At 68.1% G+C, this 25,364-nt stretch carries 24 protein-coding genes; 9 read left to right on the plus strand and 15 right to left on the minus strand.

Annotated elements, in window-relative coordinates:
- Positions 1-8: 8 nt before the first annotated feature.
- Positions 9-2,333, minus strand: a complete 2,325-nt coding sequence (locus ACSQ89_RS28800; RefSeq protein WP_436294252.1) for an ATP-dependent DNA helicase — start codon at positions 2,331-2,333, stop codon at positions 9-11.
- 79 nt (positions 2,334-2,412) lie between these two features.
- On the opposite strand from ACSQ89_RS28800, the gene ACSQ89_RS28805 reads away from it, so the two are divergent.
- Together ACSQ89_RS28805 and ACSQ89_RS28810 are read left to right on the plus strand one after the other, a co-directional pair.
- Positions 2,413-2,835, plus strand: coding sequence for a CopG family transcriptional regulator (locus ACSQ89_RS28805; RefSeq protein ID WP_436294251.1), 423 nt, complete (start codon positions 2,413-2,415; stop codon positions 2,833-2,835).
- Positions 2,836-2,860: 25 nt separating this feature from the next.
- Positions 2,861-3,937, plus strand: a complete 1,077-nt coding sequence (locus tag ACSQ89_RS28810; protein WP_436294250.1) for an extracellular catalytic domain type 1 short-chain-length polyhydroxyalkanoate depolymerase — start codon at positions 2,861-2,863, stop codon at positions 3,935-3,937.
- A gap of 11 nt (positions 3,938-3,948) precedes the next feature.
- Here the strand turns inward: ACSQ89_RS28810 and ACSQ89_RS28815 are convergent, their stop codons facing one another.
- Positions 3,949-4,581, minus strand: a complete 633-nt coding sequence (locus ACSQ89_RS28815; RefSeq protein ID WP_093108518.1) for a response regulator — start codon at positions 4,579-4,581, stop codon at positions 3,949-3,951.
- A gap of 226 nt (positions 4,582-4,807) precedes the next feature.
- Between ACSQ89_RS28815 and ACSQ89_RS28820 the strand changes: the two genes are divergently transcribed.
- The 3 genes from ACSQ89_RS28820 (at position 4,808) to ACSQ89_RS28830 (ending at position 7,335) form a co-directional block, all read left to right on the plus strand.
- Entirely contained in the window at positions 4,808-5,626 is an 819-nt protein-coding gene (locus ACSQ89_RS28820; RefSeq protein WP_093108517.1) for an SDR family NAD(P)-dependent oxidoreductase, read from the plus strand.
- The gene (locus ACSQ89_RS28825; protein WP_093108516.1) at positions 5,613-6,116 is read left to right on the plus strand and encodes a CinA family protein; all 504 of its coding nucleotides are present in this window, start codon (positions 5,613-5,615) and stop codon (positions 6,114-6,116) included. Before ACSQ89_RS28820 ends, ACSQ89_RS28825 begins: the two co-directional genes overlap by 14 nt.
- Before the next feature lie 232 nt (positions 6,117-6,348).
- Entirely contained in the window at positions 6,349-7,335 is a 987-nt protein-coding gene (locus tag ACSQ89_RS28830) for an SDR family oxidoreductase (RefSeq protein ID WP_436294249.1), read from the plus strand.
- On the opposite strand, the gene ACSQ89_RS28835 is transcribed toward ACSQ89_RS28830, so the two are convergent.
- Both ACSQ89_RS28835 and ACSQ89_RS28840 read right to left on the minus strand, forming a co-directional pair.
- On the minus strand, positions 7,310-8,470 hold the full coding sequence (locus ACSQ89_RS28835) for a YihY/virulence factor BrkB family protein (protein WP_436296597.1): 1,161 nt from the start codon (positions 8,468-8,470) through the stop codon (positions 7,310-7,312). The two genes, ACSQ89_RS28830 and ACSQ89_RS28835, sit on opposite strands and share 26 nt — an antisense overlap.
- A 109-nt stretch (positions 8,471-8,579) precedes the next feature.
- Complete coding sequence (locus ACSQ89_RS28840) at positions 8,580-9,482, minus strand: LysR family transcriptional regulator (protein WP_436294247.1); 903 nt, start codon at positions 9,480-9,482, stop codon at positions 8,580-8,582.
- Positions 9,483-9,593: 111 nt separating this feature from the next.
- Here ACSQ89_RS28840 and ACSQ89_RS28845 point away from each other — a divergent pair, with 111 nt between their 5' ends.
- Positions 9,594-10,352, plus strand: coding sequence for an SDR family oxidoreductase (locus tag ACSQ89_RS28845; RefSeq protein WP_093108512.1), 759 nt, complete (start codon positions 9,594-9,596; stop codon positions 10,350-10,352).
- A gap of 71 nt (positions 10,353-10,423) precedes the next feature.
- Here ACSQ89_RS28845 and ACSQ89_RS28850 read toward each other — a convergent pair whose 3' ends face one another.
- Positions 10,424-11,782 carry a hypothetical protein gene (locus ACSQ89_RS28850; RefSeq protein ID WP_170855637.1) on the minus strand — a complete coding sequence of 453 codons (1,359 nt, stop codon included), beginning with the start codon at positions 11,780-11,782 and terminating at the stop codon, positions 10,424-10,426.
- A gap of 109 nt (positions 11,783-11,891) precedes the next feature.
- Positions 11,892-12,284, minus strand: a complete 393-nt coding sequence (locus ACSQ89_RS28855; protein ID WP_436294246.1) for a hypothetical protein — start codon at positions 12,282-12,284, stop codon at positions 11,892-11,894.
- Positions 12,285-12,385: 101 nt separating this feature from the next.
- Between ACSQ89_RS28855 and ACSQ89_RS28860 the strand changes: the two genes are divergently transcribed.
- Together ACSQ89_RS28860 and ACSQ89_RS28865 are read left to right on the plus strand one after the other, a co-directional pair.
- On the plus strand, positions 12,386-12,685 hold the full coding sequence (locus tag ACSQ89_RS28860; RefSeq protein WP_436294245.1) for a hypothetical protein: 300 nt from the start codon (positions 12,386-12,388) through the stop codon (positions 12,683-12,685).
- Positions 12,682-13,161, plus strand: a complete 480-nt coding sequence (locus ACSQ89_RS28865; RefSeq protein WP_436296598.1) for an FKBP-type peptidyl-prolyl cis-trans isomerase — start codon at positions 12,682-12,684, stop codon at positions 13,159-13,161. Before ACSQ89_RS28860 ends, ACSQ89_RS28865 begins: the two co-directional genes overlap by 4 nt.
- Positions 13,162-13,207: 46 nt before the next feature.
- Here ACSQ89_RS28865 and ACSQ89_RS28870 read toward each other — a convergent pair whose 3' ends face one another.
- The 3 genes from ACSQ89_RS28870 to ACSQ89_RS28880 all read right to left on the minus strand — a co-directional run bounded on the left by ACSQ89_RS28870 (position 13,208) and on the right by ACSQ89_RS28880 (position 15,838).
- Positions 13,208-13,408 carry a hypothetical protein gene (locus ACSQ89_RS28870; RefSeq protein ID WP_436294244.1) on the minus strand — a complete coding sequence of 67 codons (201 nt, stop codon included), beginning with the start codon at positions 13,406-13,408 and terminating at the stop codon, positions 13,208-13,210.
- A 164-nt stretch (positions 13,409-13,572) separates the two neighbouring features.
- Positions 13,573-15,120, minus strand: a complete 1,548-nt coding sequence (locus ACSQ89_RS28875) for an autotransporter domain-containing protein (protein WP_436296599.1) — start codon at positions 15,118-15,120, stop codon at positions 13,573-13,575.
- 391 nt (positions 15,121-15,511) lie between these two features.
- A complete protein-coding gene (locus tag ACSQ89_RS28880) occupies positions 15,512-15,838 on the minus strand; it encodes a hypothetical protein (RefSeq protein ID WP_436294242.1) in 327 nt (108 codons plus the stop codon).
- Positions 15,839-16,068: 230 nt separating this feature from the next.
- On the opposite strand from ACSQ89_RS28880, the gene ACSQ89_RS28885 reads away from it, so the two are divergent.
- The gene (locus ACSQ89_RS28885) at positions 16,069-17,148 is read left to right on the plus strand and encodes a pirin family protein (protein ID WP_436294241.1); all 1,080 of its coding nucleotides are present in this window, start codon (positions 16,069-16,071) and stop codon (positions 17,146-17,148) included.
- Here the strand turns inward: ACSQ89_RS28885 and ACSQ89_RS28890 are convergent.
- From ACSQ89_RS28890 to ACSQ89_RS28915, 6 genes are all read right to left on the minus strand, one after another.
- Positions 17,145-18,401 (minus strand): extracellular catalytic domain type 1 short-chain-length polyhydroxyalkanoate depolymerase, encoded by a 1,257-nt coding sequence (locus tag ACSQ89_RS28890; RefSeq protein WP_436294240.1) that lies wholly within the window; start codon positions 18,399-18,401, stop codon positions 17,145-17,147. The two genes, ACSQ89_RS28885 and ACSQ89_RS28890, sit on opposite strands and share 4 nt — an antisense overlap.
- 2 nt (positions 18,402-18,403) lie before the next feature.
- Positions 18,404-18,841 carry a CBS domain-containing protein gene (locus tag ACSQ89_RS28895; RefSeq protein WP_093107334.1) on the minus strand — a complete coding sequence of 146 codons (438 nt, stop codon included), beginning with the start codon at positions 18,839-18,841 and terminating at the stop codon, positions 18,404-18,406.
- A gap of 45 nt (positions 18,842-18,886) precedes the next feature.
- On the minus strand, positions 18,887-19,942 hold the full coding sequence (locus ACSQ89_RS28900; protein WP_436294239.1) for a 2-oxoacid:ferredoxin oxidoreductase subunit beta: 1,056 nt from the start codon (positions 19,940-19,942) through the stop codon (positions 18,887-18,889).
- Entirely contained in the window at positions 19,939-21,756 is a 1,818-nt protein-coding gene (locus ACSQ89_RS28905; protein WP_436294258.1) for a 2-oxoacid:acceptor oxidoreductase subunit alpha, read from the minus strand. The genes ACSQ89_RS28900 and ACSQ89_RS28905 overlap by 4 nt, the downstream gene beginning before the upstream one ends.
- A gap of 86 nt (positions 21,757-21,842) precedes the next feature.
- Positions 21,843-23,642, minus strand: coding sequence for an FAD-dependent oxidoreductase (locus tag ACSQ89_RS28910; RefSeq protein ID WP_436294238.1), 1,800 nt, complete (start codon positions 23,640-23,642; stop codon positions 21,843-21,845).
- A 129-nt stretch (positions 23,643-23,771) separates the two neighbouring features.
- Positions 23,772-25,355 (minus strand): FAD-dependent monooxygenase, encoded by a 1,584-nt coding sequence (locus ACSQ89_RS28915; RefSeq protein ID WP_436294237.1) that lies wholly within the window; start codon positions 25,353-25,355, stop codon positions 23,772-23,774.
- Between the last annotated feature and the right edge of the window lie 9 nt (positions 25,356-25,364).

Consider the following 25,364-nt stretch of genomic DNA (forward strand, 5'->3'; position numbering starts at 1 on the left):
AGGCCGGCTTACCGCCTCTGCGTAGGCGATGGCTCACCGGGCTCGACGCGCCCGAATAAGGGCTGCACATGCCACCAGCCCGGCAGCAGCGCGCGGATCTCCTGCTGCGCGAAGCGGTCGTCGAGCAGGTACAGCACGCCCGCGTCCTCTTCGCTTCGAATCACGCGTCCGGCGGCCTGCACCACCTTCTGCAGCCCCGGATAGACATAGGTGTACTCGTAACCGTCGCCGAACAGCGCCTGCATGCGCTCGCGCATGATCTCGTTGGCCTCGTTGTGCTGCGGCATGCCCAGGCTGGCGACGAAGGCACCGACCAGCCGATCGCCCGGCAGATCGATGCCCTCGCCGAAAGCGCCGCCGAGCACCGCGAAGCCGATGCCCTGGCCGCCGGGCGCGAAGCGCGCGAGGAAGGCCTCGCGCTCGGGCTCCCGCATGCCGCGCGACTGTGCCCACACGGGCACGCCGGGGTGCCGCGCCGCGAAGGCCTGCAAGGCGCTGTCCAGGTAGTCGAAGCTGCTGAAGAAGGCCAGGTAGTTGCCCGGGCGCTCGGTGAACTGGCCTCCGATGATGTCGATGAGCGCCGCGAGCGAGCGGCCGCGGTCGCGAAAGCGCGTCGAGACGTGCATGGCCACGCGCACCGTCAATTGTTCGCTGCGAAAGGGCGATTCGACATCCAGCGTGGCCGTGTCCTCCGGCAGGCCCAGCGTGTCGCGGTAGAAGGAAAAAGGCGCGAGCGTGCCCGAGAAGCAGGCAGCCGACGCGCAATCGGCGAAGCGCCGTTCGAGGAAGGGCGCCGGCACCAGGTTGCGGATGGCCAGCGCCGCGGCGCCGCCTTCGCCGAGAGTGGATTCGAAGACCGAATGCGTGCCGAAGGAATCGGCCAGGCGCAGGAAGTGCAGCGCATCGAAGAAGAAGCGCTGCAGCGGACCTTCCGCTTCGTCGGGACGGGCGGCGAAGTGCTCGGCCATGGCCGAGACCGCCTCCTGCAAGGCGCGCTCGAAGCGCTCGGCAATGGCCTCGTGCGCCTGGTAGGCGACGGCCTGGTCGCGCTGCTGCAGCGTCCACTCGCGCTGCAGCTTGTCCAGCACCGGCTTGAGGCCGGCCGGTGCATGGCGCCGCGCCTGCGCCAAGGCCCCGGTTTCCAGCTCTGCGCTGTACATGCCGCGCGCGCGGCCCAGCAGGTTGTGCGCCTCGTCGACCAGGAGCGCCACGCGCCACTCTTCCTCTTTCGTCAACGCGTAGAGGAAGGCGCTGCTGTCGAAGTAGTAGTTGTAGTCGCCCACGATCACGTCGCTCCAGCGAGTCATCTCCTGGGCCAGGAAGTAGGGACAGACCTGGTGCGACAGCGCGATGCGGCGCGTGGCCTCGCGGTCCAGCCAGCCCGCTTGCGCGGCTTCGGCGCGAGCCGCGGGCAGGCGGTCGTAGAAGCCGCGCGCGAGCGGGCAGGCCTCGCCGTGGCAGGCGCGGCCCGGGTACTCGCAGACCTTCTCGCGCGCCGCGAGTTCGAGCACGCGCAGCGGCGCGTTCTCGCCAGCGAGCAGGCGCAGGCTGTCGAGCGCGAGCGCCCGGCCCGAGGTCTTGGCCGTGAGGAAGAAGATCTTGTCGATGTGCTCCGAAGGGCGCGCCTTGAGCAGCGGGAACAGGGTGGCCACCGTCTTGCCGATGCCGGTGGGCGCCTGCGCCAGCAGGCAGCGCCGCGAGGCGGCCGAGCGGTAGACGGCTTGCGCCAGCTCGCGCTGACCGTGCCGGAACCCGGCGTGCGGAAAGGCCAGCCCGGCGAGCGCTTCGTCGAGTTCCGCGCGATGGCCGGCCTCCTGTTCGGCCCATGCGAGGTAGCGCCCGCACAGCGCCTCGAAGTCCTCGCAAAGCGCCTCGCGCGTCCAGCTCTCGGCCAACGCAAACTCCTCGCCGGTCGCGAGTTCGAGGTACACCAGCGTGACCTCGATGTCGGGCAGCGAACGCTCTTCGCACAGCATCCAGCCGTAGACCCTGGCCTGCGCCCAATGCAGCGCGCGATGGTTCGAGCGGATGGCCGCGAACTCGCCGCGAAAGGTCTTGATCTCTTCCAGCCTGCAGCGCCCGGCGTCGTAGCCGTCGGCGCGCCCGCGCACCTGCAGCCGGCCGAAGCGCGAAGACAGCGCCACCTCGCACTCGTAGTCGGCATCGCGCCGGCCCTGCACCAGGCGATGCCCGGCAATGCCTTCCTGCGCGCTCGGCGCGGGCACGAAGCGCAGGTCGAGGTCGCCCGCCTTCGCGGCGAAGGCGCACAGCGACTTCACCGAGACCGCAAGGGTCGGCGCTGTGGCAGTGGAAGAAGCGGGTTCGGTGCGCATGCCGTGATCTGTATGAATATACAGTGACCCTGAAAGGGAAGAGAAAGACCATCCACTTGGATGGTGCTAGGATGGCGCCATGCCACGAAAAAGCGCCACCCTGGCCTCCGCTGCAAAGCCCGTCGACGAAAAGATCACGATCAACGTGGGCTGCGTCGATCTCGGGCAAATCGACCTGCTGGTGCAGGAAGGCTTCTATGCCAACCGCACCGACCTGATCCGCACCGCGATCCGAAACCAGCTGGCCACGCAGATCGACGTGGTGCGCCAGGTCGTCTCGCGCAAAGCCCTGGTGCTTGGCATCCAGCACTACTCCGCTGCCGACCTGCAATCCGTTCAAGCGGCCGGTGAGACCTTGCAAATCCGCGTGCTGGGACTGGCTGCGATCGCTCTCGACGTCACCCCTGCGCTGGCGCTGGCCACCATCGAGTCCATCACCGTGCTGGGGGCACTGCACGCGAGTCCGGCCGTGAAGGCTGCGCTCGCCGGACGCATCGGCTGAACCCCAACCCCTCTGAAAGACCAAGATGAACCCTGACTTCAAGCATCTGATGGCGCAAGCGAGCCGGCTGACCCGGGCGGGCGACCTTCACGCGGCAACCGCTGCGATCCAGGCCGCGCTGGGCCGCATGGGACTCGCGCAGCCGACGACGGGCGAAATGCCGGACGTGATCGACGTCGAGGCCCGGCGAGTGCCTGAGCGCCGGCCGGCGGGCGTCGATCTGGAGGCGCCGGCCGCGTACGTCGATGTACCCGCTTCGGGCAGTTTTATCGCCGGCAGCTTTGCCGACGCAGCCGGCCGCCGCGACTACAAGCTCTTCGTCCCGCCGCAGGCCGGCGAACGCGCGCTGCCATTGGTCGTGATGCTTCATGGCTGCACCCAGGATCCCGACGATTTCGCCGCCGGCACGGCGATGAACGAGGCTGCGCTGGCGCAGGGCTTCTTCGTGCTGTATCCGGCGCAGTCGCGCCAGGCGAATCCACAGGGTTGCTGGAACTGGTTCAAGCACAGCCATCAGCAACGCGGCCGCGGCGAGCCCGCGCTCTTGGCGGGCATGACACGCGATGTGATGGCGCGTCACGCGATCGACCCCCAGCGCGTCTACGTCGCCGGACTGTCGGCGGGCGGCGCGATGGCCGCGATCCTGGGTGAAGCGTATCCCGACCTGTTCGCCGCGGTCGGGGTCCACTCCGGCTTGGCAGCGGGTGTCGCATCCGACCTGCCGGCTGCTTTGATGGCGATGAAGGCCGGCGGCGCGATCCAGGGCGATGTGGCCAGCGGCGTGCCGACCATCGTCTTCCACGGCGATGCAGACGCCACCGTCCATGCGAACAACGGCGCTCAGGTCATGGCCGCCAGTGTGGGGAAAACGACCTCCGTCGACGTCGAACATGTGCAGAGCAACGGCAGCCGCGGCGCAACCCGGCATTCGCACCGCTCGGCCGACGGGCGCGTGGTGGCCGAACACTGGGTGGTCCATGGCGGCGCTCACGCGTGGTCGGGGGGCAGCGCCAAGGGTTCCTATACGGATGGCCGGGGCCCCGACGCCAGCGCCGAGATGCTGCGCTTCTTCTTCGAGCATCCGCGGCTGCCGGCGCACTGATCGCCGGGAGCTCAGTCGATCAACCGGTTCTTCAGCGCGTAGTACGTCAGGTCGCTGTTGGAGGAGAGATTCATCTTCTCCATCATGCGCGTGCGGTAGGTGCTCACGGTCTTCACCGACAGCGACAGGTGATTCGCGATGTTGCCCGCGGTCTCGCCCTTGGCCAGCTTGAGGAAGACCTGGAACTCGCGTTCCGACAGCTGCTCGTGCGATGCGGCGTCGTTCTTGCGATCGAGCTGGCGCGCCAGCAGCTCGGCCACGCCGGGCGTGATGTAGCGGCGGCCCAGCGAGACGAGGCGAATCGCGTTCACGATCTCCATCGGCTCGCATTCCTTGTTGAGATAGCCGCTCGCGCCCTGGCGGATCAGGTTCATCGCGTAGTGCTCCTCGGGGTAGCCGCTCAGGACGAGGATGCCGACCCCCGGCGCCTTGGCGCGGATCATCGCGATGGCATCGATGCCGCTCTGTCCGGGCATCGAGAGATCCATGACGAGCACGTCGATCTCCGTGGTGCGCACCAGCTCGATCGCCTCGCGCCCGCTGGCGGCTTCGCCGACCACGCGCAGGTCCACGTGCTGGGAAAAAAAGTCGCGCAGTCCCGTACGCACGATGGCGTGGTCGTCCACGATGCCGATCTTGATCATCCGATTGCTCCTCGCGGGCCTCGGGAAACGCTCGAGAAGTCAAGCGCGAGGCCCTGACGGAGGATGCGGCCCAGGCTCGGGCACGCGCGTGAGGGCACCGCCCGCGCATGCGTAGGTCGAAGCGTCGGGTTTCCGGGCATCCCGAACCCGATGCCGTCCGACATCCGCATGCCCAGGCGCTGCGTAGCTTCCGGGACATCGCTCACTTCATCTCGAGGAATACGCCATGGAATCCTCAGACCTCCGTCCTCTCGCGCTCGTGACGGGCGCGTCCTCCGGCATCGGCCTCCACCTGGCCAAGCAGGCGGCGCAAAACGGCTTCGACCTCGTGATCGGCGCCGACGAGCCGCTCGAACAGGCCGCGGGCGAGTTGCGCATGCTGGGCGCCGAGGTGACCAGCGTGCAGGCGGACTTCGCGATGCGCGAGGGCGTCGACAAGCTGTTGCTCGCCGCCGGGGAGCGCAACATCGATGCGCTTTTCGCCAATGCGGGGCACGGCCTCGGCGGCGCCTTCCTCGACCAGGACTTCGCCGCGGTCCAGCACGTGATCCATACCAACATCACCGGCACCATCTACCTGCTGTACCGCGTGGCGCGCCACATGAAGGAGCGCGGCCAGGGCCGCATCCTGATCACCGGCTCGATCGCCGGCTTCCAGCCCGGCAGCTTCCAGGCCGTCTACAACGCCACCAAGGCCTTCATCGACTCCTTCTCCTTCGCGCTGCGCAACGAGCTCAAGGACACCGGCGTCACGGTGAGCTGCCTGATGCCGGGCGTGACCGACACGCACTTCTTCGCGCGCGCCCACATGCTCGACACCAAGCTGGCCCAGCAGGAGGACAAGGCCGACCCGGCCGAAGTGGCCAAGGTGGGCTTCGAGGCCATGATGAAAGGCGAGGCCGACGTGATCGCGGGTTGGAAGAACAAGATGCAGGCCGCGCTCGCCCATGTGACGCCGTCCGACACGCTGGCCGAGCAGCACCGCAAGCTGGCCCAACCCGGAAGCGCACGCGAGCCGGAGCGCGCCGGCCATGCCGAACGGTGACGGCACTGCAGCGGCCAAGGCCGCCGCGGAGTACCTCGGAGATCACGGCCTGGTGCTGGTGACGGCCGAGTCCTGCACCGCGGGCCTGATCGCCTCGCGCCTGGCCGAGGTGCCGGGTGCGGGCCAGGTGCTGGAGTCGGCCTTCGTGGTGTACCACCCCAAGGCCAAGCAGCGCTACCTGGGCGTGAGTGCCGGGACCATCGACCGCTACAACCTCACGAGCGAACCGGTGGCGCTGGAGATGGCCCGCGGCGCGCTCAAGCACAGCGACGCGAACCTGGCCATCGCCAACACCGGCGTGGCCGACGATGCCGACTCGGCGATCAGGCCCGGAACCCAGTGCTTCGCGTGGGCCTTCCGCGAAGGCAAGCGCACGCAGATCTTCACCGAGACGCAGCGCTTCATCGGCCGCCGCAACGAGATCCGCGAGGCCGCTGCGGACTACGCGCTGGAGCGCATCGCGCTCTACCACCGGCGCTTCAAGCACTGAAGAAGAAAGGCCCGCTTCCGCTCAGTCGACCGAAACGACCAGCAGCGCGAGCGAGGCGGGCGCCATCGCGGCCGTGGCGAGCCAGCCCAGCAGCCTTCATCGGCCGGTGCCGCGCCGCGCTGTGGGACTTCGTCGAGTCTGCGCGGTGGACGCGGTCTTGGACGACAAAGTGCGGGACGGCTGCTGTCTACGGTGGTTTGCAGCAACCCCTCATCCGCAGGAGCACACAGCCATGACTTCTTCTTCCGATTCCGGCGATGTCGCCGTGCAACAGCGCAAGGTGCAGCGCGAACAGGACGCCAAGGACCGCGCCGCGCCCGACAAGCCCAAGAGCAAGAAGCCGGTGCAGGCCGGCCACCGCCCCGAGCCCGAGAACCCGATGCCGGCGCAGCATCTCAGGAAACCCGGGCTCGAAGCGGAAATGGACCTGCAGCCGCGCTTCAAGGCCTCGGGCTACCTCGGCAGCGGCAAGCTCGACGGCATGGTGGCGCTGGTGACCGGCGGCGACTCGGGCATCGGTCGCGCGGTGGCGCTGCTGTATGCGCGCGAGGGCGCGGAGGTCGCGATCGTCTACCTCGATGAAGAGCAGGTCGATGCCGAGGAGACCAAGCGCTGCGTCGAGGCCGAGGGCAAGCACTGCGTGCTGATCCCCGGCGACGTGCGCGACCCGGCCTTCTGCAAGCGCGCGGTGGAAGAGACCGTGCAGGCCTTCGGCAAGCTCGACATCCTGGTCAACAACGCGGCCTTCCAGCTGCATGCGGCGAGCATCGAGGACATCACCGACGAACGCCTCGACCTCACCTTCAAGACCAACATCTACGGCTACTTCCAGATGGCGCGCGCCGCGGTCCCGCATCTGCGCAAGGGCGGATCGATCATCAACTCCGGCTCCGTCACCGGACTCGAAGGCAGCCCGCAGCTGCTGGACTACGCCACCACCAAGGGCGCGATCCATGCCTTCACCAAGTCGCTGGCGAGCAACCTGCTGGACCGCGGCATCCGCGTCAACGCGATCGCGCCGGGGCCGGTGTGGACGCCGCTGAACCCGTCGGACCGCCCGGCCGAGGAGGTGCAGAACTTCGGCAAGCACACCGACATGAAGCGGCCCGCGCAGCCCGAAGAGATGTCGCCGGCCTACGTGTTCCTCGCGGCACCGTGCTGCGCGAGCTACATCACGGGCATCGTGCTGCCGATCACCGGGAGCGTGGGCGCGGTTTAGTGTGCGGCCGCACATTGGCGCGGCGCTGGCGCCGGTACCAGCGCGAAGCCAGCACGTTGCCGAGCGTCACGGCGCCGAGCAGCAGCAGCTGGCGGATCAGCACGGCGCTGGCGCGCGCCACGCGCCGGTCGATCTCCGCCTGCGCCGCGGCCGTGCGGCCCAGCCCCGAATAGTCGGGGGGAGGCGGCGGCGTTTCGACCGATGCCACCGCCGCGCTGCCGTCCACGCGATCGGTGCCGGCCGCGTCCTCGGCCGCACTCGCCTCGGTGGCCGCCACCGCCTTGACGCCCGAGACGGAACCATGCTCGTTGGCATAGACCTTGGTGAACTCGGCGCCCAGCAGGAAGATCTGCGCCGCGTAGTAGAACCAGGCCACCAGCACCACCAGCGAGCCCGCCGCGGCGAAGGATTCGTTGACGCCGCTCTTGCCGAGATAGAGCCCGATCGCGAGCTTGCCGAGCTCGAACAGCACGGCCGTGACGCCGGCGCCGATCCAGACATCGCGCCACGCGATGCGTGCCGTGGGCATGAGCTTGAAGATCATCGCGAACAGCACGGTGACGATGCCCAGCGAGATCAGGACGTTGAGCGACTGCAGCATCAGCTCCCAGCCCGGCACCAGGCCGCCGAACCAGCTGCCGAAGGCGGCCAGCGCCGCGCTCACCAGCAGCGACACCATCAGCAGGAAGGCCAGTCCCAGGATCAGGCCGAAGGACAGCAGCCGCGCGCGCAGCACGGCCCACACGCCCGAGGGTTTTTCTCTTTCGGGCACGTGCCAGATGCGGTCCAGCGCGCTCTGCAGTTCGGCGAAGACGGTGGTGGCGCCGATCAGCAGCACGACCATGCTGATCAGGCCGGCGACCAGCCCCTTGCCGGGCTCGTCGACGCTGCGCAGCAGCGACTCCACCGCGACCGCGCCCTCGCGCCCCACCAGCCCCGAGACCTGCGCCACGATCTGGCCCTGCGCCGCCTCGCGCCCGAAGAGCGCGCCGGCGATCGCGATGACGATCACCAGCAAGGGCGCCAGCGAGAAGATCGTGTAGTAGGAGATGGCCGCGCCCATGCTCGGCGCGTAGTCGTCGACCCAGGCCATGACGGCCTTGCGGCACAGGTCGAAGAGCTGCTTGGCTTTCATGGTGGGCGACTGTCGTCGTGGGCGCAACGTCTTTCTCCGCGCGCCAATGCGCCATGCGCCAAGCTTGCGACTTGGAGTAGGCGGCGGCTCACGCCCCGCGCCGTCGCTGCTAGTGCTTCGACACGCCGCCCAGCACCCGCACCAGCTCGTCGTACACCAGCCGCACCCGCGCCGGCACCGGCGAACGCTGCACGCGGTAGACGTAGACCGGCCAGGGCTCCGGCGCCTCCGCGTCGAGCACCGGCACCAGCGCGCCCGACTGCAGCCCCGGCTCGGCCAGCGGCGCGACGAGTTGGCCGAAGCCCAGGCCGGCCAGCACGGCGGCGCATTCGGCGTCGGTGTCGTCGGTGACGAAGGCGGGCGCCGACACCGTCATTTGCCGCCCCCTGCTGAAGGGCCAGGGCCACGGGCGGCCGGAGCTGCGGTCGATCAGCGCCGTGAGCGGCAGGCGCGCGAGTTCGTCGATGCTTTGCGGCACGCCCGTGCGCGCGATGAGCGAAGGCGCCGCGACCACCCGCAGCGCCATCCTGCCGACCGGCTTGGCGACGAAGCGGCTGTCGCGCAAGGGGCCGGCGCGCACGCCGACATCGATCTGCTGGCCCACCACGTCGGCCAGCTGCTCCGAGAGACGCAGGTCCAGCGTGAGGCCCGGATGCGCTGCCAGCATCGGCGCCAGCGCCTGCGGGATCAGCCGGCGGCCGAGCACGCTGGGCGCCGCCACGCGCACCGTGCCCGCGTGCTGCGACAACGCACGGCGATCGATGCGATGAAAGAGCTGGTCGACGCCGCCGACCGCTGCACGTGCGCGCTCGGCCAGCTGGCGGCCGAAGTCGGTGAGCTGCACGCCGCGCGTGCTGCGATGGAACAGCGGCTCGCCCAGCTCCTCTTCGAGCTCGCGCACCGCGCGCGTCACCACCTGCGGCGAGACCGACAGCCGGATCGCCGCATCGCGGAAGTTCGCGGCATCGGCGGCGGTGCAGAACACGCGCAGGGCTTCGAGACGGTTGGACATGAAGTGTTCCGGATTCGCGAATTCTGAACTCGCCAGAGTTTCATTTACGGGAACGCCCGGATTTTCCACACTGAGGGCGTCTGTTCAACCCACCCACCCAAGGAAAGCACCATGACATCCGTTCAAGACAATATCCAAGGCAAGGTCGCCATCGTCACCGGCGCGAGCAGCGGGCTCGGCGAATCGACGGCGCGCCACCTGGCCGCACGCGGCGCCAAGGTCGTGCTCGCGGCACGCCGCACCGACCGGCTCGAGCAGGTCGTCGCCGAGATCCGAGAAGCCGGCGGCGAGGCCATCGCGGTCGCGACCGACGTCGCCAAGCACGCCGACCTCGACAAGCTGGCCGCCAAGACCGTCGAAACCTTCGGCCGCATCGACGTGCTGGTCAACAACGCCGGCGTGATGCCGCTGTCGCCGCTGGACAAGCTCAAGGTCGACGAATGGGACCGCACCATCGACGTCAACATCAAGGGCGTGCTCTACGGCATCGCCGCCGTGCTGCCGCGCATGAAGGCGCAGGGCAGCGGCCACATCGTCAACGTCGCCTCGATCGCGGGGCTGAAAGTGTTCACGCCCATCGGCACGGTGTACAGCGCGACCAAACATGCGGTGCGCGCGATCTCCGAAGGCTTGCGCGTCGAAGTCGGCAACAGCGGTGTGCGCGTGACCATCGTGTCGCCCGGTGCCGTCGAGTCGGAACTCAAGCACGGCAGCAGCGACCCGGAGAGCGCGGCTGGGGTGAAGGCCTTCTATGACGCGAACCAGATTCCGGCGGATTCGGTGGCGCGCGCGGTGGTCTATGCGGTCGAGCAGCCGGCCAACGTGGACATCAACGAGGTGGTGCTGCGGCCGGTGTCGCAGGAGTTCTGAGCTTCTCGCCGGCATCAAGGAAAAAAGCCCCAGGCCGCAAGGACCTGGGGCTTTCGCCAGTGGAGAACCGATCAGTCGAGCAGGTTCAGCTGCAGGTATCCGCCAGTGGTCACGTTGGATGCTCCCACGATCGTGAAGAGCTTCGTGTTGTAGGTCGCGAAGTAGGTGGAACCCGTGCCATCCGGGAACTGGCGCATGCCGGCAGGACCGAAGGCGCCCATGCCGCCATAGGTGTTGGCATGCGCGGCCGTCGTTCCGTCGGCGTTGATCACGCTTCGGGTGTTGCCCGTCGCCGTCATGTCGATGCTGGCCCAGCTTCCCTTGGTCGATCCGCCGTGGCCTGTCGCCGCCGCCCAGACCGGCGTGTCTTGCACGCCAAGCCGCCACACGAGCATGCCGGGCGTCGAGGGCGCCGCGCCCGCCGACAGATAGACCTTCTGGTCGCCGATGCGGGCCATCGCGAAGCGGCCGTTCTCGGCAGGATTGGCGTTGTTGACGATGTGCCAGACGCCCGCAATCTCCGTCGCGCTGACCGTGTAGGTCGCCACCGAGGCCGGCGGGCAGTTCGGGATGCTGTAGATGGTCGAGTCGAAGCAAAGCTTCATGACCGTGCCGCCGGACGAGACCTCCGTCTGCGTGATCTGCGAAGTTTCCGCGGCTGCTGTCCGCTGGATGCCGAGGCGGTTGTACACGCCATCGAGTTGCGCCTGGCTGGTGACCAGGTTGCGCGCGCCGATGAAGGGCTTGACCGCGTAGGTACTGCCTGTGCCGAAAGGATCGACGAACGGAAAGTTGCCGACCACTGCATCCGTCGTCATGCGGAAGCGCGACGTGTTGGCGACCGAAGTGACCCGGCTGGTCTTGAAGAAGTAGGTGCCGGCTTCGGAGCTGTCCGTGTTGAAGGTATCCGTCACGGGCGCGCTGCCGTCCTGGTTGACGAAGGTGTAGACGTTGGCATTGAAGTCCAGCGTCAACTGATACTGGAGCGCGTTCGCCGCATAGACGCGGTAGGTGCCGTTGCGCGCATCACCGGCCGAGACGTTCAGCACGGTGGCCTTGGTCAGGGACTGGTTGGCGCTCGCCTTGGCCGAGACCGTGTAGCTGACGGCGCTGGCCGTGCCATTGAGAATCTGCGCGGCCCACTTGCTGCCCGACACGCTCGGATTGCGCAAGCTGACCGCCGCTTCGCTGGAGGTGCTCGTCGTCCAGTCGGCGCTCTGGCTCGGTGTGATCTCCACGGTGTCGCCGGGCTTCACGGCGAACTGGCCGTTGGCGTCGGCTGTCGCAGCGCTGCCGTTGATCGATACCGTCGCCGTCAAGGCCGCCGGCGCACTGAAACCGCCCCCGCCCCCTCCGCCGCCACCTCCCCCGCAGCCGACCAACCCAGCCGCCATCGTTGCCGCGCAGGCGAACGAAATCAAAAGCCTCATGTAGTTCCTCGTGTCGTTGTGGTTTGGGCGCGACCGAATGTGGCCCTCCGCGCCGACCGGGAAGATACATATGGTTTCAATTAAAAGCAACGATTAATTAACTTTAGTTTTACTTTTTTGGCGCGGAATTGGAGCACTCGGTCGGGCGCTCATTCATTCCCCCACATGGCAGAACGGATGCCAGCGCACGACGGGGTGCTCGCACAGCCCATCGTCGAACACGCGATGTGGTCAGGCGCGAGGCGAAGTACTCGGAGGTGTCCCAGTCGCGGTCCAGCCATTGCATGGCTTCCATCAATGCTTCGGGGTTCCGCCGGTCGCGGTACTGGTCCAGCAGCGCCGAAGTCAGCCGCCGGCTGGCGTCGGCATCGCCGTTTGCCGCGCCGACGCGAAGTCCGTCGAGATGCGTCTTGGCCACGGGAGCGTGCCGCGGCGGCTCCGCGCGCGGCAAGGCCAGCACCGCCGCGGCCGAAAGGGCCAGCGCGAGGCCGACGGCCGCCAAGGTCCTGACAGGACGCGCACGAAGAGCATGCGTTGCATTCATGACGGCTTCCCTTTCGCTGCGGGGTGTTGGCATCGCGCTTTGGAGCGAGGCGCGATGGAATGAATTTTTCTCGTCCGCAGGAGGGCTGGGAATCGCGTCTATGCGCTATCGCCAACGATTTCGCGCGCGGCTACCGTCAGCAGCCCGAGCGGAGAATGGCTCAAGGGCAGGCTGCGATGCCCCTCGACAGGCATCCAGAACGCACGGCTCACATGCGCGCAGCAAATATGTACGGCTCAAGTCAGCAACTGCGATCAGACGCCGTGACCACGACTGCCGGCACCAACGAGCATCACCCAATCAAGGTGAACGAAAATCTGCCCACCTTGCACTCGGCTCGCAGCACAAACTTCTCATGAAAATCCAGAAAGACTCCGTCGTCACCCTCCGCTACAAGGTAGCCAACACCACCACCAACAAGCTCATCGAAGAGAGCCGCGATCCCATGGTCTATCTGCATGGCGGGTACGACAACACCTTCCCCAAGGTCGAGGCTGCGCTGGAGGGCAAGGAGGCCGGTTTTCAGACCACGCTGAATCTGCAACCCGATGATGCGTTCGGTGTGCGCGACGAATCGCTGGTGCGCACCATCTCGAAGGCTGACTTCCCGCCAGGCGTCAAAGTGGGCGGCCAGCTCGAAGGCCGCAACGACAAGGGCGAGCCGCAGGTCTTCACCGTGATGAAGATCAAGGGCCCGCAGGTGATCCTCGACGGCAACCATCCGCTCGCGGGCAAGGCGCTCAAGTTCAGCGTGACGGTGACCGGCGTGCGCGCCGCGACCGAGGAAGAGATTGCCCATCGCCATGTGCATGGCGAGCACGGGCACCATCACTGAAGCGCGTCGCTCCTCGGCGCATCGGTGAAGTGCTTCACTCCGGGAGCTAGCGCGCTCTCGGATTCGGATCGACCCAAAGCTTCGACAACCCCGCCGCCACGCTTTCGCGGCTCTGCGGCGTCCCGGCGCTCGCGGCCTCATCCGCTGCTGCAATGCCGTTCTCCATCGTTTCTGCCTCCGTCGGCTGCGTGCTCACGGGCGGCATCACTGTGGGGTCGATGTCCGGGGGTGGGATGGCGATGGGCATGGCGTGACTCCTTTGCATTGATCGCAAGGTAGCCCTCGCCCGCCTCCGCGACCTGTAGGAAGCCGCCGTGGTCAGAACGGGCGGCCATCCTGGCTTCGTGTCAGACCCACCAGCGCCCGGCTGCCAGCGCAGCTCTTCCGCGTGCGCTGGACGACAGCCTCGCTCTAAAAGCTCACGCGCAGGCCGATGGTGCCCTGAACCGACGACTTCACCCGGGCGTCGCCACCGGCGCTGGAGATGCGCCCGACCTCGCCGTACACGGTGGTGGCGGGTGTCAGCGCCAGCGAAAGGCCGGCCGCCACTTCGGTCGCGGTGTAGCCGCTCGCACCGGAGATGACGGTGCTGCCGGTGGTGCCGACGAAGGTCGCCACGTCGGTGCCTGAACTGGCACGGTAGACGCTGAAGCGCGCATAGGGCTGCAGCCGGCCCGCGCCGGTGGGGATGTCGCCCTTGATGCGCACGCCCAGCCGGCCGATCCAGCCTGCTTTGGTGTCCTGATGGACTTGCGCGCCGGCGATCGACACGTCGTCGAAACGTGTTCTTTGGCGGATGAGCTGTGCCTGCGGCTCGATGCTCCAGCTCTCGGTCAGGGCGAAGGACTTGCCGGTTTCTATCGATGCCGAGAAGCTGCGCGCCTTGCCCGACACCGTGAGACCGCCGTCGGGCCGCACGCTGTAGCGGTGCCTGCCGGCTTGCAGAACGGCATCGACATACCAGCCGCTCGCATCGCGCCAGGTGGCATAGCCGCCGAGGTAGCGCGACTGGAGATCGGTGTTGCCGACTCTGCCGAAGGTGCCGCGCGCGTTGCCGTTCACGTCGACGCCCCCGTCCAGCGAGCCGACGTAGAGGCCGGCGCGCCAGTTGTTGCCGGTCAGGAGGTCGGCGCCTGCCTGCAGGCCGCTCACCTGGCCCCGGCTGTGAGCGGCGGCGCTGCCTTGCTGGCGGATGTCGAGGTCGGTGTAGACGGCATGCACCCAGACATCGCGGTTGGGCCCCGAATCGCCGACCCGGCGGTTCAGGTTGCCCAGCATCGCGAGATCCGCTTGGCGAAGTTGCGCCGGGAGGGCGGAGAAGAGCGGCATTTCGTTCCGATAGGCGGGTGCGACAGGGGCAGGCGCGATGGCCTCCTTGTCGGGCTCTGCGGCCGCCGGCTCGCCCTCGGTGGCCGCCGCTGGGGCTTCTGCTGAGGGTGCCGGTGCCGGTGCCGGTGCCGGTGCAGGTGCAGGCGCAGGCGCAGGCGCAGGCGCCGGTGCCGGTGCCGGTGCAGGTGCCGGTGCCGGTGCCGGTGCAGGTGCCGGTGCCGGTGCCGGTGCAGGTGCCGGTGCAGGCGCAGGCGCAGGCGCAGGTGCAGGTGCAGGTGCAGGTGCAGGTGCCGGTGCAGGTGCAGGTGCAGGTGCCGGTGCCGGTGCCGGTGCAGGCGCAGGCGCAGGCGCAGGCGCAGGTGCCGGTGGATGTGGCGAGCACTTCGTGGCGTTGCCGACGTCCTTGTCGTTCCCGCAGTCCGCCGCCGACGCAACACCTGCGAAAGCGAGAAGCGCCGCCGCCACGCAAGCCTGCAGCCCCTTGGCCAGTGCAAACTCGGGCGCTTGGAGTTGCAAATCGGGAACCGGGGTGCCGGTCGCCGCCGACTTGCCGACGCCTGTTGCCAGCTCCGATGCCACGGCCCAAAGACCCTTGGCAGCATTCCAAATGATCCTGAAAACGCGGTTCATATCGCCTCCTCCATCCCCCGCCGAAGCGGTAATTGAATACTTTTGACTTTAGTACCGAGGTATTCAATTTCTAAGGAAGGAGTTCACACAATCGGTTACAGAACCGTGTCTTGGCGTCGAAAATGCTAAGGTTTGGATAGCAGCCAGGGCTGATCCCACGAACATTCGTGGGATTTTTCACATTGCGGAGGGTGTGGCGCGCGCCCTGGAGGGGCGGCAAGAACGGCCGGGAAATGAAACCAGGCGCTCGGCCACGCGAGCGCCGCCCAAGGCGCCGGCCTGGGTGCTATGAGATCAGGCGAAAGCCGGCGTCAGACGCGCTTCGCTGACGCCGGCAAGGGTCAGGATGTCGTCGCGCGACTGTTTGGAGCCGGGCGCAAACCGGCAGTTGTCAGACCCACCAGCGCCCGGCTGCCAGCGCGGCGGCCAGGGCGATGGGGCTGGTGCTCTCGGTGGCACACCAGGCGAGCTGCGACACCTCGCCGCCGCCGGGCACGCTGGAAGCAGCCATCAGCGCGAAGGTGCAGATGCCAAGGGCGTAGTAGCCCATCACGGCGAGGAAGGGGACGGCAAAGCCCATCACCGCGCCGCGCGCCTTGCGCTGGGCGGCGGCCAGGCTCGGCAGCGGCACTTCGGCATGCTGCCTGGCAGCGGACCCCTTTGCGGGCCGCTCGCGCATCTCGAAATAGCTGTGCTGCAGTTGCTGTTCGGTGTTCATGCACGTCGTTGTTGTTTGTGGGGATCGATGGCTCCGCCGCGCGAATTGTGAACGGATCGGCGTGGCGTCCATCCAACGAACAGCCGGGATTTTCCCCTTCTGTTGTTCCGCAGATGGTGCGACTGCGTTCCACCGGCCGCACTTCAGGAACAGGGCGCCACCCCCACATGTGAGGGATCGCTCCTCTCGCATCGAACAGAATGAGCGCCTCGCAAGAAAGCACGCACGCCATGACCGCCACCGCCACTGTCACTGTCACTGTCACCACCAGCCCCATCGTCCAGATCAAGGCCCTCGGCTTCCCCTGGGAGACCATCGACCCCTTCCTGTTCTGCGCCTACCACGACGACGCCTATCCCAAGGCCAATGCCCAGATGGGGCCCGATGCCTCGCTGGCCGGGCGCGACCTGGGCCAGGACTTCAGCCGCAAGGACGGCTGGAGCATGTACCACGGCAACCCCGTGCCGGGCTTCCCGGGGCATCCGCACCGCGGCTTCGAGACGGTGACCATCGTGCGCAAGGGGCTGATCGATCATTCCGATTCGCTCGGCGCGACCGCGCGCTTCGGCGGCGGCGATGTGCAGTGGCTCACGGCCGGCAAGGGCGTCGTGCATTCGGAGATGTTCCCGCTGCTCGATGCTTCCGCGCCCAACCCGCTGGAGCTGTTCCAGATCTGGCTCAACCTGCCGGCGCGCAACAAGATGGTCGAGCCGCATTTCACGATGTTCTGGGCCGAAGACATCCCGCGCTTCACCGCGATGGATGCCGACGGCCATGCGACCGAGGTCGCGGTCGTCGCGGGCCGTGTCGCGCCGGTGGACGGCGAGCCGGGCGCCGGCGGGCCGCTGGCGCCGCCGCCCGATTCGTGGGCCGCAGAGGCCGATGCGGACATCGCGATCTGGACGATCCGCATGGCACCCCATGCCTGCTGGATGCTGCCTGCCGCGGACGGCGAGGACACGCGGCGCAACCTGTATTTCTTCAAGGGCCGCTCGGTCAGCGTGGCGGGCCGGAAGATCGAGAACCACGCCGCCATCGAGCTGCGCGCCGACGCCAGGGTGGAGCTGATCAACGGCGACGAGCCGAGCGAGTTCCTGCTGCTGCAGGGCCGCCCGATCGGCGAGCCGGTGGCGCAGTACGGCCCCTTCGTGATGAACACGCAGACCGAAATCGCGCAAGCCATGGCCGACTACCGCCGCACGCAGTTCGGCGGCTGGCCCTGGCCCGACATGGCGCCGGTGCACGGGCGCGATCCGGCGCGCTTTGCGCGGCATCCCGACGGGCGCGAAGAGAAGCCGCTGGAGTCTTAGCAACCCGCCGGCGGCTGCACGAACCAGCGCCCGCCTGCCCCTTGGTGCAGGTCCACGCGCGTAAAGAAGAAATCCCAGGCGAAGCCGATGTCGCGCATGTCGCCGGACGAGATCGCGCGCAGGCTGAAGAGGCCGCCGGCTGTCGCGCGGCCCGCCGAGACGTGGGCGCCCGGCGCAGCGCTCACGGTGTTGCAGCTCGGCGGCGGTGGCGGTGGGGGTGGCGGCCCGCTGGTATCGGCCGCATGGCGCGAGAAGAAGTCCCAGACGATGTCGGGGTAGCTCGGCCCGCGCTGCAAGGCCCATCGGCCGTCGCGGCCGTTCTGGCCGCCGATCCAGTAGTGGCCGTGGTCGGTGTCGCCGGGGTCGGGCGTGACCGTGGGACCGTTGTAGAACACGGTCTCGACCAGCGAGCGGCTGCCCGGCTGGGCGTCGACGGTGTAGAAGACCTGCTGGCAGTTGTAGTCGGAGCCGTTGGCCGGGGTGCAGGCACGCTCCCGCGCCTGTGCTTCGGGCGGGCTGTTGTGCAAGGCGTCGCCGTTGAGCAGCAGCTGCGCATCGCGCATGTTGCGGCCGGCGGGCTGGATCACGGTGCAGTCCTGGTTGTTCTGCAACACCATCAATGGGATCGGGTAGCTCGCATTGCGCTCGCGCTGCATATCGGCCACCACCTGGCTCACGGCATGAAAAGTGGCGCTGCCGGGGCAGCCCGAGAAGGACACCGAGGCCGCGTCCTCGCCATAGGGCAGGCCCGAGGCGCTGGCCGCGGCCGCGAAGTACTCGTTGTGCGTGACCGAGAGCACCACCGCCATGGCGCCGCCCGATGAGAGCCCGGTGACGTAGCGCCGCTTCGGGTCGATGCCGAAGCGCGATTCGACCTGCCGCGCGATCTGGTGCAGGTCTTCGGGCTCGCCGCGGCCCTGGTGGCGGTGCTGGTCGAGCCAGAAGCCCCAGCAGTTGGTGTTGCGCAGCCCGTCGTAGCTGGTGATGAAGGGCGCGACGAGGATGAAGCGGAAGCGATCGGCGGCCGCCACCAGGCCCCAGTCGCGCAGCACGTCGTCATGCGTCTGCTGGCAGCCGTGCAGCGCCATCACCATCGGCGCCGGGGCCGTGAGGCCGTCCGGCACATAGACCTTGTATTGCCGCTCGCGCGAGCCCGAATAGCTTTGCGGGCTCAGCGTGAACGCGCTGGTGGTGCCGGCCTCGGCCTGCAGCGCGGCGAGCAACAGCAGGAGGGCGGCGGCGACCCAGCGCATTCCTAGCCCAGAACGTCGTTCACCTGCTCGTTGAATTCGGCCTGGCTCAGCGCCGCGCCGATTTCCCGCGGCAGCGCATCGCGCACCGAGAACACGCCGAGGATCTTCGTCCCCGCCACCAGCGGCAGGTGACGGAAACCCCGCTCGAGCATCATCACGACGGCGTCGGACACCAGCGTTTCCGGCGGCACGCAGATCGGGTTGGGCGTCATGACCTCGCGCGCCGTGGTGCGCTCCGGATCGAGCCCCCGGGCCAGCACCCGTGTCATCAGGTCGCGCTCGGTCAGGATACCCAGCAGGGTCTCCGGCGGCTCGATGATGAGCACGCTGCCGCAGTTGGCGTGCGTCATCACGCCCGCAGCTTCGCGCACGCTGGCCTGCGGGCCCAAGCAGGTCACATGCTTGCGCGAGATGGACTGGAAAACGGTACGTTCATCCATGGTGCACCCTCCTGCGGAACGCGCTATGTTGCGACGGACCTTCGCTTAGCGCAAGGTGGCGTTGAGCCGCTCCAGCGCACCGGCGCCGGGGCACAGCTCGGCGGGCCCCAGCGTGTTGAGCGGCCGCTCGCTGGTGTTGAGCGCCGTATGCAGATCGGTGGCCAGCGGATCGACGTAGAGCAGGCCCGTCACCACTTCGCCCATTTCCTGGTGCCGCTGCATGTAGGCCATGGCGGCGTAGCGGTCGCCGGGGTTGTAGTCGGGATGCAGGCTGCGCAGCCGCAGCAGCGTGCCGTCGTGCTGGCGCACGTCCATCACTTCGCCCGGCGCCATGTCCACGGTGATTTCCTGGCGCTCATGGATGAAGTCGATGCGGCTCACCGCCTCGTTGTGTTCGCGCACGTAGTCGTAGCTCTTGGTGCTGCCGGGGTGGTTGTTGAAGGCGACGCAGGGGCTGATCACGTCGATGAACGCGGCCCCGCCGTGGCTGATCGCGCCCTTGATCAGCGGTACCAGCTGCGCCTTGTTGCCCGAAAAGCCGCGCCCCACGTAGCTGGCGCCCAGCTGCAGCGCCATGGCCACCAGGTCCACCGGGCTGTCGCTGTTGACGACGCCCTTCTTGCTCTTGGAGCCCTGGTCGGCGGTGGCCGAGAACTGGCCCTTGGTCAGGCCGTAGACCCCGTTGTTCTCCACGATGTAGGCCATGCGCACGCCGCGCCGCATGGCGTGGGCGAACTGGCCCAGGCCGATGGAAGCCGAGTCGCCGTCCCCCGAAACGCCCAGGTAGAGCAGGTCGCGGTTGGCCAGGTTGGCGCCGGTCAGCACGCTGGGCATGCGGCCGTGCACCGTGTTGAAGCCGTGCGAGGCGCCCAGAAAATAGTCCGGCGTCTTGGAGCTGCAGCCGATGCCCGAGAGCTTGGCCACGCGATGCGGCTCGATGTCCAGCTCCCAGCAGGCCTCGATGATGGCGGCGGAGATCGAGTCGTGGCCGCAGCCGGCGCACAGCGTGGAGATCTTGCCCTCGTAGTCGCGCCGCGTGTAGCCGACCTTGTTGGTGGCCAGCGTCGGGTGGCGCAGCTTGGGCTTGGCGAGGTAGGTCATGCGGGCTCCTTGGCGAGATGGGCGCTGATCGCCTGGACCACGAAACGCGCCGTGATAGGTGTGCCGTCGAAATGCAGCACGGGGACCAGCCTGGCCGGATCGATGCCGAGCTCGTTGACCAGCAGGCTGCGCATCTGGCCGTCGCGGTTCTGCTCGACCACGAACACTTGGCGGTGCCGCGCGAGGAACTGCGCCACGCTGTCCGGGAAGGGAAAGGCGCGCAGCCGCAGCGCGTCCAGGTGGACGCCGCCTTCGGCCAGCTCCTCCAGCGCCTCCTGCATGGCCGGGCTGGTCGAGCCGAAATAGATCACGCCCAGGTCCGTCTTTTCGGCGGCCAGCCGCAGCATCGGCTGCGGCACCAGGGTGGCCGCGGTCGCGAACTTCTTCAAGAGCCGCTCCATGTTGTAGATGTAGTCGGGGCCGCGCTCGGAATACCGCGCGTAGGCGTCGCGCGTCGTACCGCGGGTGAAGAAGCTGCCCTTGGTCGGGTGCGTGCCCGGCAGCGTGCGCCAGGGGATGCCGTCGCCGTCCACGTCCTTGTAGCGGCCGAAGTCCCGGCCTGCCTCCAGCTCTTCGGCGCTCATAACCTTGCCGCGGTCGTAGGCCCGGCTGTCGTCCCAGGCAAAGGGCGCGCACAGGCGCTGGTTCATGCCGATGTCCAGGTCCGTCATCAGGAACACCGGCGTCTGCAGCCGGTCGGCCAGGTCCAGCGCCGCCGCCGCCTGCTCGAAGCACTCGTGCGGATCCTCGGGGAACAGCAGCACGTGCTTGGTGTCGCCGTGCGAGGCGTAGGCGCAGGACAGGATGTCGGCCTGCTGGGTGCGCGTGGGCATGCCGGTGGAAGGTCCGCCGCGCTGCACGTTGATGAGGGTGACCGGAATCTCGGCAAAGTAAGCCAGGCCGATGAACTCGGCCATCAGGGAAATGCCCGGCCCCGAGGTCGCCGTGAAGGCCCGTGCGCCGTTCCAGCCGGCGCCGACCACCATGCCGATCGAGGCGAGCTCGTCTTCCGCCTGCACGATGGCGAAGCGGTTCTGGCCGTTGGCCGGATCGACGCGGAATTTGGTGCAGTACTTCTGGAAAGCCTCGGCCACCGACGACGAGGGCGTGATCGGATACCAGGCCGCGACCGTGGCGCCGCCATACACGCAGCCCAGGGCCGCGGCGCTGTTGCCGTCCACGAAGATCCGGTTGCCCACCCGGTCGGCGCGCCGCACCTGCAGCCCGAGGGGCTCGCCGCGCAGATGCTCCCTGGCGAAGTCGCAGCCCAGGTGCAGCGCCTGGACATTGGAGGCCAGTAGCTTTTCCTTGCCCTTGTACTGCTCGCCGAACAGCTTCTCGACCACCTCCGGCTCGATGCCCAGCAGGATGGCCAGGGCGCCCACGTAGACGATGTTCTTGAACAGCTGGCGCTGGCGCGGATCGTGGTAGACGGCGTTGCAGATCTCGGTCAGCGGCATGCCGATCACGCGGATGTCGTCGCGGAATTTCGACGGCGGCAGCGCCCGCGTGCTGTCGTAGAACAGGTAGCCGCCGGGCTCCAGTTCGGCCACGTCGGCGTCCCAGGTCTGCGGGTTCATCGCCACCATCATGTCGGTGCCGCCGCGCCGCCCCATGTGGCCGCGCTCGGTCACGCGCACCTCGTACCAGGTCGGCAGGCCCTGGATGTTGCTGGGGAAGATGTTGCGCGGGCTCACCGGCACGCCCATGCGCAGGATGGCCTTGGCGAACAGCTCGTTGGCCGAGGCCGAACCCGAGCCGTTGACGTTGGCGAACTTGATGACGAAATCGTTGACCGCCTCGATTTGCGGGATGGCCCCCACGCTCGCCACTTCGTGTGCTTCGCTGCCCCCCGAGGGGGCTTTCCCGCCTTCGGGCGGCCGTGCTGCGGGAATGGCGCTCATGCCGTCACCTCCTGCCCTGCGGGCGTCATCTTCAGCAGGAACTTCTGCATGTCCCAGGCCCCCGTGGGGCAACGCTCGGCGCACAGGCCGCAGTGCAGGCAGACGTCTTCGTCCTTGACCATCACCCTGCCTGTCTTGAGCCCGCCGGAGACATACAGATCCTGCGCCAGGTTGAGCGCCGGCGCCTTCAGCCGGGCCCGCAGTTCGCTCTCCTCGCCGTTGGCGGTGAAGCTGATGCAGTCCATCGGACAGATGTCCACGCAGGCATCGCATTCGATGCAGGCGGCCTCGGTGAACACGGTCTGCACGTCGCAGTTCAGGCAGCGCTCGGCCTCCTTGAAGGCGGTGGCGGCGTCGAAGCCCAGTTCCACCTCCACCCGGATGCTGGCCAGCGCCTTCTCGGCCTTGGCCCAGGGAACCTTGTAGCGCAGGTCGTTCGAGGTATCGTTGTCGTAGCTCCACTCGTGGATGCCCATCTTCTGCGACACCAGGTTGGTCATGGGCGGCGGGCGGACAGTGACCGGCTGGCCATGCAGCAGCCGGTCGATCGACACCGCGGCCTCGTGCCCATGGGCCACGGCCCAGATGATGTTCTTGGGGCCGAAGGCCGCATCGCCGCCGAAGAACACCTGGGGCACCGTGGACTGGAAGGTGTTCTTGTCCAACGTGGGCAGTCCATGGTTGTCGAAGTCGATGCCGCAGTCGCGCTCGATCCAGGGGAAGGCGTTTTCCTGCCCCACCGCCACCAGCACCTCGTCGCATTCGAAGAAGGCGTCCGGCTCGCCGCTGGGCACGAGCGTGCGACGGCCCTTGTCGTCGTACTCCGCGCGGACGATCTCGAAGCGCATGCCCAGCAGCTTGCCGTTGTCGTGGACGAAGGCCTTCGGTACATGGAAGTTGATGATGGGAATGCCTTCGTGCTGGGCGTCCTCCTTTTCCCAGGGCGAGGCCTTCATCTCCTCGAAGCCGCTGCGCACGATGACCTTCACGTCGGTGCCGCCCAGGCGGCGGGCCGAGCGGCAGCAGTCCATCGCCGTGTTGCCGCCGCCCAGCACGATCACGCGCTGGCCGATGCTTGTCACGTGGCCGAAGGAGACGGAGTTCAGCCAGTCGATGCCGATGTGGATGCCGGCCGCCGCCTCCTGGCGCCCGGGAAGTTCGAGGTTGCGCCCGCGCGGCGCGCCGCAGCCGACGAAGATGGCGTCCCACCCCTGCGCCAGCAGGGCCTTCATCGAGTCGATGGGCTCGCCGCCTCGGAACTCCACGCCCAGGTCCAGGATGTAGCCCGTCTCCTCGTCGATCACCGACTCGGGCAGGCGAAAGTGCGGGATCTGCGTGCGCATGAAACCGCCGGCCTTGGCGTCGCTGTCGAACACCGTCACTTCATAGCCCAGCGGCGCCAGGTCGCGCGCGACGGTGAGCGAGGCCGGCCCAGCGCCCACGCAGGCGACGCGCTTGCCATTCCTGGGCGCCACCGCCGGCATGCGCGAGCGCACGTCGTCCTTCATGTCGGCCGCCACACGCTTGAGCCGGCAGATCGCCACCGGCTCGGGCTTGCTGGCGTTGCTCTCCTCCACCCGCCCACGCCGGCAGGCCGGTTCGCAGGGCCGGTCGCAGGTGCGCCCCAGGATGCCGGGGAAGACGTTGGAGACCCAGTTGATCATGTAGGCGTCGCCGTAGCGGCGCTGCGCGATCATGCGGATGTATTCGGGGACCGGGGTGTGCGCCGGACAGGCGTACTGGCAATCGACGACCTTGTGGAAATAGGCCGGGTTGGCAATGTTGGTTCGCTGCAAAGCGTGTCTCCTGTCTGCCGCCCGGGGCTCCCCGGGGAGGAGCCGGCTCGGGTCTGCCGCCAGTATGCGCCGCTCAGGACGGCGCAAATCCTTGGTGAAATCCCGAAGCACGCCAGGGCCGATCGAAGTTCAGTTCGCCGCCATCGCAGGTGTCATGAACTTCAGACGCTCCTCGGCGTAGCGCGCGACGGCCGCAGGCGCAAGCCGCTGCCCGCAGAGCGCGACATGGCCGTCGGGACGCACGAGATAGAAGGAAGGCCGCGCAATCTTCTGGCGCTCCAGTTCTGCATCGTTGACCGGATCGGCCGGGATCACGTGCACCCGCAGCAGCTCGCCGAGGCCCGTCGCGCTGCCCGCAGGCAGGTCCTGTCCGAACACGAGCAGATGGAAGTGCGTGTCCGCGAGCTTGTCGAACGAATCCTCGACCGGCCCGTCCGCGGCAAAGCGCAGATACAGCCAGGGGAAGCGATCGCCGGCGCTCGGCGCATCGGACGGCAGCGCGTCCAGCGCTGCCGACAGCGGGCCCGCGCGGTAGTGGATGCCGGTCTGCGAGACGGTGCGAAACGCGAGCTTCTGCACACGTTCGCGGCCCATCGCGAAGGCGGCGAGCCGGGCCAGCACCCGCGTGAGCAGCAGGCCGGCGAACGGCGCGTCGGAGACCACCACCCTGAAGCCCCGGTCGGTCGTCTCGAGCAGGCGCCGCGCGACGGGGAGGCGCTCGGCCTCGTAGGAGTCGAGCAGCGTCTCGCCGGCTTTGCCCTCGACCACCAGCGCGATCTTCCATGCCAGGTTGTAGGCATCCTGCAGGCCGGTGTTCATGCCCTGGGCGCCCACCGGGCTGTGGATATGGGCCGCATCGCCGAGCAGGAAGCAGCGGCGATCCCGGAAGCGCGACGCGCTGCGGTGGTGGATGCGGTAGGTGGAGAACCAGGTGCACGCCTTGAAAGACAGCCCGGTGCCGGCCTCGGCGTGCAAGGAAGGAATCACGTCCTCGAAGCGCGCGTCGTCCTTGCCGCGCAGCTCGGGCGGCAGGATGCCGACGATGCGCCAGTGGTCCTGGCCGCGCATCGGGAAGAGCAGGTGGAAGCCTTTCCTCCACAAATACACGTTGACCTCGTCGGGGACCATGCTGCCCGTCATCTCCACGTCGGCGACGAAGAACACGTGTTCGTAGGGGGCGCCGGGAAAGCCGATGCGGTTCATCTCGCGCACCGCGCTGCGCGCCCCGTCGCAGCCGGCCATCCAGGTGGCGTCGATGCGGCGGATCGTGCCGCCGGCAACTCGGAGCGTCGCCGTCACATGGCCGGGCTCCTGAGCGAGCTCGATCATCTCGGTGTTCCAGTGCACCGCCAGGCCCCAGTCGCTCAACCGGTCGCCCATGATCCGTTCGTTGTCGTCCTGGCCGAGGATCAGGATGTACGGGTACGGGGTCACGCGTGCGCCGGCTTCGCCCAGGGGCACGCGCGCCATCTTCCGCCCTTCGGCCCACATGTTGGCGCCGGTGCCACGCTTGCCGAGTTCGAGCGCGCGCTCGGCGATCCCGAGCTGGGCGTAGATCTCCAGCGTGCGCGCCTGCACGCCGAGCGCCCGGGTCTGCAGCGAGGGCCCGGCGTGCCGGTCGATGATCACGGTGCGAACGCCGCGCCGGCCGAGCTGGTTGGCGAGCATCAGGCCGGTGGGGCCGGCGCCGACGATCAGGACATCGCAATCCATGGCGGTCTC

The sequence above is a fragment of the Variovorax sp. LjRoot175 genome (assembly GCF_964253805.1).
In the GTDB taxonomy this organism is placed as follows: Bacteria; Pseudomonadota; Gammaproteobacteria; order Burkholderiales; family Burkholderiaceae_C; genus Variovorax.